General features: G+C 30.2%; 14 protein-coding genes and 1 riboswitch. All 14 genes read right to left on the reverse strand.

Translation table 11 applies throughout. The features are described 5' to 3' along the window. Positions 1–162: 162 nt before the first annotated feature. Positions 163–873, reverse strand: coding sequence for a HesA/MoeB/ThiF family protein (locus LXD69_RS07485; protein ID WP_246918576.1), 711 nt, complete (start codon positions 871–873; stop codon positions 163–165). Between the two features lie 48 nt (positions 874–921). Continuing rightward, complete coding sequence (gene thiH / locus LXD69_RS07490) at positions 922–2058, reverse strand: 2-iminoacetate synthase ThiH (RefSeq protein WP_246918577.1); 1137 nt, start codon at positions 2056–2058, stop codon at positions 922–924. A gap of 53 nt (positions 2059–2111) precedes the next feature. Next, positions 2112–2882, reverse strand: a complete 771-nt coding sequence (locus LXD69_RS07495; protein WP_246918579.1) for a thiazole synthase — start codon at positions 2880–2882, stop codon at positions 2112–2114. Continuing rightward, on the reverse strand, positions 2869–3492 hold the full coding sequence (locus LXD69_RS07500; protein ID WP_246918580.1) for a thiamine phosphate synthase: 624 nt from the start codon (positions 3490–3492) through the stop codon (positions 2869–2871). The genes LXD69_RS07495 and LXD69_RS07500 overlap by 14 nt, the downstream gene beginning before the upstream one ends. Further along, positions 3485–4240 (reverse strand): hydroxymethylpyrimidine/phosphomethylpyrimidine kinase, encoded by a 756-nt coding sequence (locus LXD69_RS07505; RefSeq protein WP_246918582.1) that lies wholly within the window; start codon positions 4238–4240, stop codon positions 3485–3487. The genes LXD69_RS07500 and LXD69_RS07505 overlap by 8 nt, the downstream gene beginning before the upstream one ends. Further along, positions 4213–4806 (reverse strand): thiamine phosphate synthase, encoded by a 594-nt coding sequence (locus tag LXD69_RS07510; protein WP_246918584.1) that lies wholly within the window; start codon positions 4804–4806, stop codon positions 4213–4215. The genes LXD69_RS07505 and LXD69_RS07510 overlap by 28 nt, the downstream gene beginning before the upstream one ends. An 82-nt stretch (positions 4807–4888) precedes the next feature. After that, complete coding sequence (gene thiC / locus LXD69_RS07515) at positions 4889–6712, reverse strand: phosphomethylpyrimidine synthase ThiC (RefSeq protein ID WP_246918585.1); 1824 nt, start codon at positions 6710–6712, stop codon at positions 4889–4891. Between the two features lie 65 nt (positions 6713–6777). Continuing rightward, the gene (gene thiS, locus LXD69_RS07520; protein WP_045969537.1) at positions 6778–6984 is read right to left on the reverse strand and encodes a sulfur carrier protein ThiS; all 207 of its coding nucleotides are present in this window, start codon (positions 6982–6984) and stop codon (positions 6778–6780) included. Positions 6985–7055: 71 nt separating this feature from the next. After that, a riboswitch (TPP riboswitch) is annotated at positions 7056–7153 on the reverse strand. Positions 7154–7296: 143 nt separating this feature from the next. Then, on the reverse strand, positions 7297–7812 hold the full coding sequence (locus tag LXD69_RS07525; protein ID WP_246918587.1) for a hypothetical protein: 516 nt from the start codon (positions 7810–7812) through the stop codon (positions 7297–7299). 18 nt (positions 7813–7830) lie between these two features. Beyond that, complete coding sequence (locus LXD69_RS07530; RefSeq protein WP_246918588.1) at positions 7831–8043, reverse strand: VF530 family protein; 213 nt, start codon at positions 8041–8043, stop codon at positions 7831–7833. Positions 8044–8072: 29 nt separating this feature from the next. Continuing rightward, a complete protein-coding gene (locus tag LXD69_RS07535) occupies positions 8073–8633 on the reverse strand; it encodes a DNA-3-methyladenine glycosylase I (RefSeq protein WP_045970219.1) in 561 nt (186 codons plus the stop codon). Beyond that, positions 8623–12273: a TraB/GumN family protein gene (locus LXD69_RS07540; protein WP_246918590.1), complete on the reverse strand. Its 3651-nt coding sequence runs from the start codon at positions 12271–12273 to the stop codon at positions 8623–8625. Before LXD69_RS07540 ends, LXD69_RS07535 begins: the two co-directional genes overlap by 11 nt. A 105-nt stretch (positions 12274–12378) precedes the next feature. Continuing rightward, on the reverse strand, positions 12379–13203 hold the full coding sequence (gene tsf, locus LXD69_RS07545) for a translation elongation factor Ts (RefSeq protein WP_045970217.1): 825 nt from the start codon (positions 13201–13203) through the stop codon (positions 12379–12381). Between the two features lie 136 nt (positions 13204–13339). After that, entirely contained in the window at positions 13340–14098 is a 759-nt protein-coding gene (gene rpsB / locus LXD69_RS07550; RefSeq protein ID WP_045969531.1) for a 30S ribosomal protein S2, read from the reverse strand. Between the last annotated feature and the right edge of the window lie 149 nt (positions 14099–14247).

Here is a 14247-nt window from a genome sequence, read left to right on the forward strand (position 1 = left end):
ACTACTTTCATTATTACTATTATCCTTAGTAATAGGATTGATTGTATTTGTGATTATAAACTTTTTTATAAAAAATAAAGCACGATTTATTTGGAAGTTACTTTTCATTATTGTCTTTATTTTCTTCTTGTTTGTCTTGCTATTAAGAAGAATTAGTTCTTTTTAAAACTTCAACTTAATGAAACTCCATTCTAAGGTGTTGAAAATAATTAGTTCATTGGTTAAACAAGGTAAATCAGTGATTATCTTTAAGGTTTCGTGAGCCATCATAGTGCCAATTATTCCTGGCAATGTTCCTAAAACACCATTTAAACTGCAATTCGGGACATCCTCGGGATTGGGTGGTTCTGGAAATAAGTCGCGAAGGTTTTTACTGCCTTTATTATTGAAAACAGCAATTTGTCCTTCAAATTTTAAAATACTTCCATAAATTAAAGGTTTGCCCAATTTCAAACAGGTATCGTTAACTAAATAACGAGTGGCAAAATTATCGCAACCATCAACAATTACGTCAAATTGAGAAAGTATGCTTTCGCAATTAGCAGTAGTTATTTTTTCTTCGAAAGGAATGTAATTAACAGCAGGATTTAGATTTTTTAATATTTCTGAAGTAGTAGTAGCTTTTGGTAGTTCAATATGATTTTCATTATATAAAACTTGTCTATGTAAGTTGGATAATTCTACTATATCAAAATCAACTATTCCGATTGTTCCTACACCACTAGTAGTTAAATATTGAAGGATAGGACAACCTAAACCACCAGCACCAACGACTAAAACTTTAGCATTTTTAATTTTTTTCTGACCTTCGTTACCAATTTCAGGGAGTAACATTGGTTTTGTATATCGTAAGTAATCTTGAATACTAAGCATTTTTCACTCTCAATTTATAAGTTCTTTTATATAGCAATTTTTAAGACTTTAGATTTTAGGATTTTGTACTTTATTACTAAATGTTTTGTCCCAATCTTTCCAAACGGGCTCGTAACCTTTTTCACGGATAATGGTTGCTATTTCAACAGCCGAACGGTCATCACTCGTTTCAAATTGTTCTAAAGATTGTTTGTCAACACTATAGCCACCAGGATTTGTTTTAGATCCTGCACTCATTGTTGTAGTACCAATAGGAATGATATTGTCTCTGAATTTTTCGTTTTCTCGTGTTGAAATAGAAATCTCTAAATCGGGATTCCAAATACGGTAGGCACAGATTAATTGTGTTAAATCCTTGTCATCCATAATAAAGTTGGGTTCAATGATTCCCTCTGCAGGACGAAGTCTTGGAAAAGAAACCGAATATTTACTTTGCCAATATGTTTTTTGTAAATAATCAATATGTAGAGCATTGAAAAAACTATCAGTTCTCCAGTTTTCTAAACCTAATAAAACTCCTAATCCAATTTTGTGAATACCTGCTTTTCCAATTCTATCGGGTGTTTCTAAGCGATATTCGAAGTTTGATTTTTTTCCTTTAGGATGGTATTTTTTATATACTTCTTTATGATATGTTTCTTGATATACTAAAACGGTATGAACACCAGCTTCATGCAAAGCCAAATATTCTTCTTCATCGAGTGGTTGTACTTCGACTGAAATATTAGCAAAATGTTTTTGAATTTGTTGAATCGCATTCAAAAAATAATGAATATTTACGGTATAGTTGGCTTCACCAGTAACTAATAGAATATGATCGAAACCAGCCTCTTTTAATACTGAAACTTCTTCTTTAATTTCAGCATCAGTTAATGTTTTTCGCTTAATTTTATTATCTAAACTAAATCCGCAATAGGTGCAAATATTCTGACATTCATTACTCAAATACATAGGAGCATACATTTGAATGGTTTTACCAAAGCGTTGTTTAGTAAGGATATGACTTTTTTGAGCCATTACCTCCAAATAGTTTTGCGCAATAGGAGAGATAAAGTTTAAAAAATCATCAACAGTGCATTTACTTTTAGAAAGACTTTGTTCAACTTCTTTAGCAGTAACTGAATAGATCTTTTTTTGAATGGAATCCCAATCGTATTTTTTGAATATTTCGTTGAATGTGTTCATATTGTATTGTTGATAATAGGAGACTAATTACTTTTTACTAATCACTAAGGACTCTATTCATTCAAAAAAGCCGTCAACGGACTCGATGCTTGTGCAAAATTAGAAACTGAACCCAATTGTGCTTCATACGCTTTTCGTCCAGCAATAACAGCTTCTTTAAAAGCTTCCGCCATTAATTTTGGATTCTGAGCCACAGCAATAGCCGTATTTACTAAAACAGCATCTGCACCAATCTCCATAGCTTTTGCTGCATCAGAAGGAGCTCCAATTCCAGCATCAACAATGACAGGAACATTACTTTGTTCAATAATAATTTCTAAAAAATCAATCGTTTTTAATCCTTTATTGCTTCCTATGGGAGAGCCTAATGGCATTACGGCTGCTGTGCCAACTTCTTCTAAACGTTTACATAAAACAGGGTCAGCATGAATATAAGGCAATACAATGAAGCCTAGTTTGGCTAATTCTTCCGTTGCTTTTAGCGTTTCAATAGGATCAGGTAATAAATATTTTGGGTCTGGATGAATTTCTAATTTCAAGAAGTTGGTTTCAAAAGCTTCTTTTGCTAATTGAGCCGCAAAAACAGCTTCTTTAGCATTTCTTGCACCAGAAGTATTGGGTAATAAATTGATATTCGGGTGTTTTAAATGCGAAAGAATAGTATCTGTTTCTGTTTCAAAATCCACGCGTTTTAGAGCTACGGTTACCAATTCACTTTCGGAAGCTAAAATAGCTTCTTCCATTTGTTGATTAGAACCGAATTTTCCCGTTCCTAAAAACAAACGGGAACTGAATGTTGTATCTGAAATTTTAAATGTTGACATATAATTTTTCGTTGAGTGTTGTTATTACTGTTGGGTTTTGAGTTAATAGACTTGAAACGGCAATACCATGAATGCCTGTTTCTATAAGTAAAGTGATGTCTTCTAATTGAATGCCACCAATTGCAATAAGTGGTGTTGAGATATTATTCTTTTTCATTTGGTTTAGAATAGTTTGGTAGCCTTCTAAACCTAAAATGGGACTTAATTTTTCTTTAGTAGTAGTAAAACGAAAAGGACCAAGACCTATATAGTCGCATTCTTCATTAACTCTTTGCAAAACGTGTTCAAAAGTATTTGCTGTTCCACCTATGATTTTTTGGCTACCTAAAATAATACGAGCTTCTTTAATTGACATATCATCTAAACCTAGATGAACACCATCTGCATTTACTTGAGAAGCTAAATCTACTTTGTCGTTAATAATTAAAGTAGCTTTGTACTGTTCGCAAAGGTGTTTGGTTTTTTCAGCAACAGTTAAAACTTCCTTTGTGTTTCCGTTTTTAAAACGTAATTGAATCCAGTTGCAACCACTATCTAATGTTTGTTGAATATTATTCAATTGTTCGTCAATTGTATTTCCTTGTGAGATATAGTGTAATTTACTAATCATGATGATATCCTAATAAAGTATTGTTGGAATGAAGAAATTTTTCGATGTACATCTTAGCTTTTTTACAAGAAGATTTAATATCAAAACCTAAAGCCAAGTTTGCTGTTATAGCGGAAGATAAAGCACAACCTGAACCGTGTTTACTAAAGATATTTTTAGTTTCTGGTAAAAGTGTAAATATCTCATCTTTCAAAAATAAGAAATCGGTTCCCAATGCTTCCGAATTGTGTCCGCCTTTTAAGAGAATTGCACAATGTTGAGAAATATTTTTTGCAATGGTTTCGGCATTGATTCCTTTGGTAGACAATTGCAAAATTTCTTTATAATTGGGTGTAATTAAATCCATTTGATTTAAAATGGATATTAATTTTATTTGATTTTCAATGTCCATAAAGTTGAAATCTGTACTGGATCTTAAAACGGTGTCCCAAATGATTTTTGCCTTTTGCGAAAGTTTTTTTATTTGGAAAACAATTTGTTCTAAATACTCCAAAGTAGGAACAATCCCAATTTTTACGGCTTTAATTTCGTATTTATTAAAAAGAATAGTCATCGATTCAAGTACAAAATCAATTGTTATCCATTCCATTTTTATGAATTCATTTTCTGTTTGAATGGTGTTTCCTGTTATAATTGCTAAACCATAAACCTGATGTTGCTCGAATGTTTTTACATCGGTTAAAACACCAGCTCCACCAGAAGGATCAAAACCAGCAATGCTTAAAACGATTGGGCGATTGTTTGACATTTTTTAAAGTTTTCTATTGGGTTTTTGGTATTCCAAATGGCTCCAAGCAAAGCATAATCATCAAAATTATTATGCAATACTTCTTCAATATTTTCAACTGAAATTCCTCCTAAAGCAATCAATTTTGTATGATGATTGGTTCGTTTCTTTATTTCTTCAAAAGCATTTTTCGTTGGGACATAATTCTGTTTTGAAATACTTGGATAAATCGGACTTAAAAAGGCATAATCAAAAGCATTGGATAAAATATTGAAATCTTTAATTGAATGGACTGATGTTGAAAGAAACTTATACCTGTCAGGTTTTGATAACTTGACAGGTTTAGTAAGTCTTTCTTTCTCCGTAAAATGAACTCTCTTTATCTGAAATTCCTCTGCCAATTCATGATGTTGATGTAAAACCAATTTTGAATAATAACTCGAATTTATTGCAGATAAAAAAGAACGTAATTCTTCTATTGAATAATTTGGTTTTCGAATATGAAATAACTCCATTCCTTCTTCAAAAAGAGAATTTATGATGTTTATTTCATTTGTTATTTCTGTTGGATTTGAAATTACAATCATGATTTTTCTTTTATGAAATCTAAGTTCTCGATACATTTTTTATTCCGTTTATCTCCATAAAAAACACTCGAACTGGCGATTTCTACAAATAAATTTCTTTTCCGTTTTCGATAAATTCTTCCGACATGGCTTTCATGCCTTCTTCTGCAGTAGCAGAATCTCTAATTTCTTGAGAAATTTTCATTGAACAGAATTTTGGACCACACATCGAACAGAAGTGCGCTACTTTAGCACCATCTGCGGGAAGTGTTTCATCATGAAATTCTCTTGCGGTATCTGGATCAAGAGCCAAGTTGAATTGGTCTTCCCATCGAAACTCAAAACGGGCTTTACTTAAAGCGTTATCACGATATTGTGCTCCTGGATGACCTTTGGCTAAATCGGCAGCATGAGCTGAAATTTTATAGGTTATGACTCCATCTTTAACATCTTTTTTATTAGGTAAGCCTAAATGTTCTTTTGGTGTTACATAACAAAGCATCGCACAGCCATACCAACCAATCATGGCTGCTCCAATCGCAGAAGTAATGTGGTCGTAACCTGGAGCAATATCTGTTGTTAAAGGCCCTAAAGTATAAAATGGAGCTTCTGAACAATGTTCTAATTGTTTGTCCATGTTTTCTTTAATCATGTGCATAGGTACGTGACCAGGACCTTCAATAAAGACTTGTACATCGTGTTTCCAAGCAATTTTTGTCAATTCTCCTAAAGTTTCTAATTCAGCAAATTGTGCAGCATCGTTAGCATCGGCAATAGAACCCGGACGCAAACCATCTCCAAGAGAAAAAGCCACATCATATTGCTTCATGATTTCGCAAATTTCTTCGAAATGAGTGTATAAGAAGTTTTCTTTATGATGAAATAAGCACCATTTTGCCATAATTGAACCGCCACGAGATACAATTCCTGTTACACGATTAGCGGTTAAATGTATATATCTCAAAAGGACACCGGCATGAATAGTGAAGTATGAAACCCCTTGTTCTGCTTGTTCAATTAAAGTATCTCTGAAAATTTCCCAAGTTAAATCTTCTGCAACTCCTTTTACCTTTTCTAAAGCTTGGTAAATAGGAACAGTTCCAATAGGAACAGGAGAATTACGAATAATCCATTCTCTAGTTTCGTGAATGTTTTTTCCTGTTGATAAATCCATAATAGTATCTGCTCCCCAACGACAAGCCCAAACAGCTTTTTCAACTTCTTCTTCAATACTAGAAGTTACCGCACTGTTTCCAATATTTGCATTAATTTTTACCAAGAAGTTTCTACCAACAATCATGGGTTCGCTTTCAGGATGGTTGATGTTATTTGGAATAATAGCACGTCCTGCTGCTACTTCGCTACGAACAAATTCAGGTGTAATTTTGGTTTTTGGTGTATTGGCTCCAAAACTTTCTCCTGTATGTTGGCATTGCATGGCCTTGGTTTGATTCTCTAGTTGTTCAATACGTTGGTTTTCACGAATAGCAATATATTCCATTTCTGGTGTAATAATGCCTTGTTTCGCATAGTAAAGTTGTGTAACATTAGCTCCTTTTTTAGCACGCATTGGTTTATGTAAGTATTCAAAACGTAGATGGTCTAAATCAGGATTGTGTAAGCGTTCTTTTCCATATTTTGAAGAAATTTCAGTTAGTTCTTCTACATCATTGCGATCTAAAATCCATTGTTCTCTTAGGCGAGGAAGCCCTTTTCGAACATCAATTTCAATATTTGGATCAGTATATGCACCAGAAGTATCATAAACAGTAACTGGTGGGTTTTTTTCAACACCTCCTTTAGCTAATTTTGTATCTGACAATGTGATTTCTCTCATTGCTACTTTTATTGAATGAATTTCCCCATCTATGTATACTTTTTTTGAATTAGGGAATGGTTGTCTGGAAATTTGTTCTTCGTTAGTCATCTTGTTATGGATTTGGTAATGTTTTTTAGGTAAATGAGGTACTACTAAATATTAACTATAGAAAATTATCCGCCTTGTGTAGCGGTAATAATTAAAATGTCATCGGAAGGAGAAAGAGAAAAAGTGTTCCATTGGTTTTTGGAAACCACAGTTTGATTTACAGCAACAGCAATCCCATTTTGTTTTGTGGGAAGTTCGAAATCGATAAGTTCTTGAATTGTAAGAGTGTTACAATCGAAAGTTTTGTGTTGGTTGTTGATTTTTAATTCCATTCCTTTTACTGAATTTAGTATATTATATAGTTATACTTTAGGAATGGCTATAATGGTACATGAGTGTACAATGAAGTCATCTTACTTTTCCCTACGCTAGTATGAACTAAATCAGGTTCAGAGGGTAAAATCTCAGCCTGTAAAATTACAGACACCCCTAAAGTGAATAACAAATGTAGTGAAATGAATTGAAAAATAATCTTAAAGTTAGAAAAATAACAAAAGTTGTAATCCGGTTACTTTTGATTTTTACTTTATGGGTAAGGATTATAAATTTATGCTACAGATTTTTTATTTAATTCTAAAAGAGATTTAATATTCTATAAAATCAAATAATTCTTTTTGGACTAAATAATCAATTATTCTTTCAGATATGAGATAGTAACTGTCATTTAATTTTAATAAGTCGTTAGAATTTTCAAATGGTTTTAATGATTCTATATTTAAATTATTAGTAATTAAATAAAAATGATAACTCTCTAATAATAACTGTTCTATATGTTTTAATACGACATAAAAGCTAGCATAATCTCTTGACATACTACTTATACTTATTGAACATATGGGGTTTTCTATCCGATTCACAACTTCTTTCCAAAATTGTTCTGGATAACCATAGTTTTCTATTTCATTATTATATTCTATATAAAAGCTGTCATGAATGTAAACCTCTTTTCCATTAATTTTTACTTCCTGTTTTATTGAAAACTCGTAATTTAACAATGAATAAGATACAATTTCTTTATTAAAATTTAGATCAGAAAAAAAATTACTCTGTCTCGTTATTTTGTTGTTACATACAATTAAGGTTAAACTAAAACCAGACATAGTTATTCATTTTATTTATTACATTTTAGATAATGTCTTAATATACAGTTCTTCTACTTTTTTTCTTGCCCAATCCGTTTTTCGTAGAAAAGTTAAGCTTGATTTTACAGAAGGATTTTCAGTAAAACATTTAATATTGATTAATTCTCCTAAAGTATCAAAACCATAGAAATCGACTAATTGCTCTACAATTGCTTTTAAAGTTTTACCGTGTAATGGATCGTTACTCATTTTTTGTTTTTTTATTTTTAAATTCAAAACTATACTCTTGTAAAACAATCTTCAACATGGTCATTTACCATTCCAGTAGCTTGCATGTGAGCGTACATAACAGTTGATCCAACAAATTTAAACCCTCGTTTTTTTAAATCTTTACTTATTGCGTCTGAAATAGAAGTTGTTGCTGGAACATCTTTTAAGGTCTTCGGTTTGTTGTCAATAGGTTTTCCATTAACAAAATTCCAAATGTATTTTGAAAAACTACCAAATTCTTCTTGTATTTTTATAAATGCTTGAGCATTTGTAACAGTGGCTCTAACTTTTAGTTTATTTCTAATGATACCTTCATTTTGAAGTAGTTCTTCTATTTTAGATTCATTATACTCTGAAACTTTTTTCAAATCAAAATTATCAAATGCTTTTCTGAAGTTTTCACGTTTAGCTAAAACAGTGTACCAACTTAAGCCAGCTTGAAAGGTTTCAAGGATTAAAAATTCAAATAGCGAAGGGTCATCATATACAGGTTTTCCCCATTCGTTATCATGATAATCTCTATATAAATCATCTTTTTCGCACCAAGCACATCTTATTTTAGTAGTCATCATATAAGTAATTTACATCTGTTTTTTTATTTCTTTTTTCAAAATTAACTCTTAAATGAGATTCATTTAAGCTTTTTTTGATTAAAATTTCTAGCGTTTCATTTAATTTTTCTTCATCTGTAATTTTTGAAGTATTAAAATAACGATATGTATATAATTCTACATTATTATCATTTATTAAGAAGGCAAGTGAACATAGTTTGTCTTCATAATTTTTAGGTTCTTTTTCTGTTATTTTGTAGAAGAAATATGCAATTTTATGATTGTTGTGTTGGACAATTCTTTTTTCTAAAAATATAATACTATCGTTTTTTGAAACACTATAAAAATTATTTAATGCATTGTTTGCTATTTCTTCTTGAGAGAGATTGAATGTTTTATTCTCCAATTGCATTAATAAGAAAGCTTTTTTCGGATCTGCTAGGATTTCTTTTCTATCAGTATCAGTTAATGTATTGTTTAAACTAGCTAATCTCATTATTTCAATATCAAGTGCTAGAATATTTAGCTTTTTCAACTTTGTAATGAAGGCATTTGTTTCATTATTTTTTTTAAAATGTTCAAGTAAGTTTAAATAATCAATTAGAACATCTACAGGTGCATATCTTTCTTCAGAGATATATTCATCATTCTCTTCATCATTATATTCAGTATTTTCCAATTTCCAACTTAAAACTCTTTTGTATTCTAATTTTGCATTTGTTAGAATCATTTTTCTAAAAGATTTTAATTTTGAAGCAGAAGCGTATTTGTATTCGATTAATTCATTACAGAAGTTTATAATAGGATCATTGTATTCTGGAATACTGTAAAATTGGAATATTTTTGGGAATAATACTTTACTGTTTTCTTTATCATTTAGGAATAAATAAAATAAATTACGAATGTCATATTCATTATTACTAAGTGGTAAATCATATTCTAAAAGCGTCATTATTGTTTCATATCCTTTTTTTGATTTTTGGAAAACAAGAGACTTTAAAATATTTATTTGTGTTTCCGCTGCTATTTTTTCTTTTTTGTAATAATTTTCTAAGAATGGAATTACTCTTTCATCATCGACTGAACCTAGTTTTTCTAAAAGCTCGCTTTGAGCGTTTATTTCTGTAGCTTTGAAATTAAAATCATTCAAAAATTGAATCACTTTTGGGATATCATTTTTAGAAAATTTTAGTTCATCTGTAGAATTTAAAGCAGAATATCGAACGGTGTCTTTTTCACTATAAGCATCTGTAATATAGTCATCTATTTTGCTTCTAAAAACATTGTCTTTAGGCTTTTTAATGAAATTTAAATTTGAATAAACAGTTTCAATAAAAGGATCATCATTTTTGTATTTTTTTGGGACTAATGTCTGTAATACAATATAAGCATCTTTTCTAAACAAAATATTTGTTTTGATAGCTTGATTACTACCTTCTTTACTGATTAAGTAATTGATAGAAGTTGTATTCTGTTCTTTGTTGCTAGTAGTACTTTCTTTTATAATGGTATATTCTTTTTCTTCGTTTTTAAACAAAACTTCATACCAATTACTTTTTTTAAATCCTTTTTTATTATTGATATTATAATTTAAAATGGAAGTGCTGCTTGAATAGTCATAGTCTTCGTCATAATAATCTTCATCTGATGGATTATAAAATGAAGTAAAATAATCTTTGAAATTTTTTTGTATAGTATCTAAGTTGGGATAACTATTATACTTGTGAAATTTATAATATTCTAAAGTTATTTTATTTCCATTTTCAGCATTAATGGAAATGTATTTGTTTTTAATGTTAAAAATGTTTTTGTTTTCAATATTGTTTTCTCCTATTCCATAAAATAGTTTTTCATTTTCTTTTTTTGGAATTTTAACGGAGAAATTATTGATAGTATCAGTATAAACTTCCATTTCATTATTATAAACGAATGGTTTTTTCTGAAATGAATTAAAAAATGCATTTTTGTCTTTCTCAGGAGCATTCACAGCACCTAATAAATAATACTTGTTTCCAAAAATATAAGATTGTAATGCTATTTCTTTGCCGTTTAATACTGAAATACTTTGAGTTTTATTATTTGCGGTTTTAGTAAATGTAGGTTTTATTTCATGTTGGATGTAAAATTCTTCTTGAATCTGTTTTTCTTCAAACTCATTATCTTCTAATAAATTTATAGTATTTAAATTACGTTCAGTTACAAAATAATAACTTTCTGTATCATTATTATAAGCTTGAATTTCAATGTTTTCAGGAGTTCTAGAATCTTCACCATAGGTGTTGAAATAAGAGGGAATGAAAACGCTAAATCCTCCTCTTTTTGGAGAATAATTTTCCCATTTATTTGAAAATGATTTTAATTTTATAGGATCGAAAAAGATGCTTGTGTATAGTTTTGCATAATTTTTTGCGCCAGTTAATGATACTGAAATAATTTCTAAAGGAGTGATGTAGAAATTAAAATGTTGACTATTTCCTGTTTTGGTTTCGTTGTCTATTTCAAATTTTGAATAGTTTTTTTCAACTGTAAAGTTTTTGGATAATATTGTTCCAGGAATATTCTCAAAGAATAAACTGTCTAATGATTTTGGGTTGTATTTCCCTTTTTTACTTAAAAAATCATTTAAGGGTTTACGAATAATTTTAATAACACCTCCATTTGTATAATCGGGAGATCCAATAATGTATTTATCATTTACAACATATTCGTTCATTGGAATAGAAATCATTCTATCAGAAGTAGTATATGTTTTTAAATTTGGTTTAGGAAAATTAGTTTCTATTGTTTTTTTTAGATTGTCTCCAATGTTTGAGCGTTCTGTACTAACAGGTTTAACAGTGTATCCTTCTTTCTCTAAAAGAGTAAGTACTCCTTCGTCTCCTGCCAAATGGGCTGCACCAATTGCTGCAAATAATGATTTCCCTTGCATAATTTCAATCATGCTATTTACCATTACTTTATTACGACTTATAATTAATACATCATGGGCTTTTGGAGATATCATTAATTTATATAATGTATCAAGAATTACAATGTTTTTTTCTCGATATGATTCTTTAAGAAATTCATTTAGCGGTTTGTTTTTTAAAAGCTTCATTAGAAGCGGTTTGTTTTCTTCTTTTGGTTTCGCTTCTTCCTCTGTTAATTTGTATATAGGAATCAAAGACGTTTTGGCATCTTCTAATCCCATTATTGTTTTGTTGTATTTTTTTCCAGTTTGAAAAATAAACATGTCTAAAACAGTATCTTCCTGATAGTCTGCATTATAGTTGTTGTTTCCTGAAATAATATTACTAAAATAAGACGAGTGTGTGTTAAATAAAGTTTTAACTTCATCTTTTGTTATAGGGTCTAAATAAAATTCGGTGTATAATTTATAAGCATTGTTGAGTTCTTTCGAAAACATTAAGTTTGTTAATTCTCCCCAAGTTTCAGGGTTGCTTTCATTTGCAACTACATCTACATTTAATAAGGCTTCAAAAAAGGCATCAGAAAGGTGGTATGAAATTTTATCATTAACATGCATTGTGCCATATACATACGATTTTTTTTCAGAACCATTTTTTGTAATTTCCCAAAGTAAATTGTTTTTTTGTTGAGAGAATAGAGATACAATTGATAGTGTTAAAAGAATAAATGTACTAAATATTTTTTTCAAGGGGAAATAGTGTTAAGAGTGTATTTCAAATATAAAACAAAAAAACCTTAATTTGAATTTTCAAATTAAGGTTTTTATAAAAAGTATAAGTATATACTAATTAAATTATCCTAAAGATACTCTTTTGAATCCTGTAACAGTTAAATTAGAATCTACTGATTTTACGTATGCAGCAACATTCATAGAACCATCTTTGATATAATCTTGATTTACTAAAGTGTTGTCTTTATAGAAACGTTGGATTTTTCCTTTAGAGATATTATCTAACATTGCTTCTGGTTTTCCTTCAGCACGTAATTGTTCTTTTGCAATTTCAATTTCTTTTTCAATGATTGCAGAATCAACACCAGCTTCATTTAAAGCGATTGGGTTCATTGCGGCAGCTTGCATAGCTACGTTTCTAGAAGCTTCTTCAGCTCCTTCTACGTTTGCAGATAATGAAGTTAAAACAGCAATTTTGTTTCCAGCGTGGATATAAGAACCAACAAATGCTCCTTCTAATCTTTCAAAAGAACCTATTTCGATTTTTTCTCCAATAACACCAGTTTGCTCAATTAATTTTTCAGAAACTGAAATTCCATTGAAATCAGAAGCTAATAATTCTTCTTTAGTAGCATAGTTTAATGCTTGGTTTGCTAAGTCAGTAGCTAATTTCACGAAAGATTCGTTTTTACCTACGAAGTCAGTTTCACAGTTTAATGTAATAGTTACACCAGCTGTTTTGTCTGCATTTACTACAGCAATTGCAGCTCCTTCTGTAGATTCTCTATCAGAACGATTTGCAGCTACTTTTTGTCCTTTTTTACGAAGGTTTTCAATAGCTAAATCAAAATTTCCATCTGCTTCAACTAAAGCTTTTTTGCAGTCCATCATACCAGCACCAGTAGCTGTTCTTAATTTGTTTACGTCTGCAGCAGTAATATTTGCCATAACTTTATCTTTTATTTTTTTAAATGTAAAAATTCCAAAATCCAAAAACCAAATTCCTATTTTAAATTATTATCAACTTTATGTTTCTAATAGAATAGGAATTTGGTAATTGTTTTTTGGAATTAATATTCTATTATTATTCGTTAGAAGTAGTAGCTTCTGTTTTAGTTTCAACTTCTTTAGTTGGTTGCTCATCTTTTTCAGCTTTTCTATCAGAAAGACCTTCAACGATAGCAGAAGAAACTAATCCTAAAACTTTATCGATTGATTTAGAAGCATCATCATTTGCAGGGATAACAAAATCAATTGGACGTGGATCCGAGTTTGTATCAACCATTGCAAAAACTGGAATGTTTAATTTTTGAGCTTCTTTTATTGCGATATGTTCAGCTTTCACGTCTACTACAAAAAGAGCTGCAGGTAATCTTGTCATATCTGCAATTGAACCTAAGTTTTTCTCTAATTTTGCACGTAAACGATCTACTTGTAATTTTTCTTTTTTAGAAAGAGTATTAAAAGTACCATCTTTTTTCATTCTGTCAATTGAAGCCATTTTTTTAACAGCTTTACGGATAGTGATGAAGTTTGTTAGCATACCACCTGGCCATCTTTCAGTGATGTAAGGCATGTTACAAGCTGCTGCTTTTTCTGCAACGATATCTTTAGCTTGTTTTTTTGTAGCTACGAAAAGTACTTTTCTACCTGAAGCAGCAATTTTTTTCAAAGCTTCGTTTGCTTCTTCTATTTTAGCTGCTGTTTTGTATAAGTTTATGATATGGATACCATTACGTTCCATATAAATATAAGGAGCCATATTCGGGTCCCATTTGCGAGTCATGTGTCCAAAATGTACACCAGCTTCTAATAACTCTTTAACGTCAATTTTGTTTGCCATTGTGTAATAGTTTACGTTCCGTGTTATAGCAATTATCAAGTAGTCACTTTCGTTAGTCTTGAAAATTTAGATGCTAAACTAATTCCCTTTTTACAAGGAATATCGGCAACTTTGTTTTAAATTCAATTTTAATTGTAAAAATATGTCTG

The sequence above is a fragment of the Flavobacterium sediminilitoris genome (assembly GCF_023008245.1).
GTDB classification, from domain to species: Bacteria; Bacteroidota; Bacteroidia; order Flavobacteriales; family Flavobacteriaceae; genus Flavobacterium; species Flavobacterium sediminilitoris.

What these genes read in the sequence shown, in the direction of transcription:
- LXD69_RS07485 (WP_246918576.1), bottom strand. Translation starts at nt 873, where the DNA reads ATGCTTAGTATTCAAGATTACTTACGATATACAAAACCAATGTTACTC.
- thiH (WP_246918577.1), bottom strand. Translation starts at nt 2,058, where the DNA reads ATGAACACATTCAACGAAATATTCAAAAAATACGATTGGGATTCCATT.
- LXD69_RS07495 (WP_246918579.1), bottom strand. Translation starts at nt 2,882, where the DNA reads ATGTCAACATTTAAAATTTCAGATACAACATTCAGTTCCCGTTTGTTT.
- LXD69_RS07500 (WP_246918580.1), bottom strand. Translation starts at nt 3,492, where the DNA reads ATGATTAGTAAATTACACTATATCTCACAAGGAAATACAATTGACGAA.
- LXD69_RS07505 (WP_246918582.1), bottom strand. Translation starts at nt 4,240, where the DNA reads ATGTCAAACAATCGCCCAATCGTTTTAAGCATTGCTGGTTTTGATCCT.
- LXD69_RS07510 (WP_246918584.1), bottom strand. Translation starts at nt 4,806, where the DNA reads ATGATTGTAATTTCAAATCCAACAGAAATAACAAATGAAATAAACATC.
- thiC (WP_246918585.1), bottom strand. Translation starts at nt 6,712, where the DNA reads ATGACTAACGAAGAACAAATTTCCAGACAACCATTCCCTAATTCAAAA.
- thiS (WP_045969537.1), bottom strand. Translation starts at nt 6,984, where the DNA reads ATGGAATTAAAAATCAACAACCAACACAAAACTTTCGATTGTAACACT.
- LXD69_RS07525 (WP_246918587.1), bottom strand. Translation starts at nt 7,812, where the DNA reads ATGTCTGGTTTTAGTTTAACCTTAATTGTATGTAACAACAAAATAACG.
- LXD69_RS07530 (WP_246918588.1), bottom strand. Translation starts at nt 8,043, where the DNA reads ATGAGTAACGATCCATTACACGGTAAAACTTTAAAAGCAATTGTAGAG.
- LXD69_RS07535 (WP_045970219.1), bottom strand. Translation starts at nt 8,633, where the DNA reads ATGACTACTAAAATAAGATGTGCTTGGTGCGAAAAAGATGATTTATAT.
- tsf (WP_045970217.1), bottom strand. Translation starts at nt 13,203, where the DNA reads ATGGCAAATATTACTGCTGCAGACGTAAACAAATTAAGAACAGCTACT.
- rpsB (WP_045969531.1), bottom strand. Translation starts at nt 14,098, where the DNA reads ATGGCAAACAAAATTGACGTTAAAGAGTTATTAGAAGCTGGTGTACAT.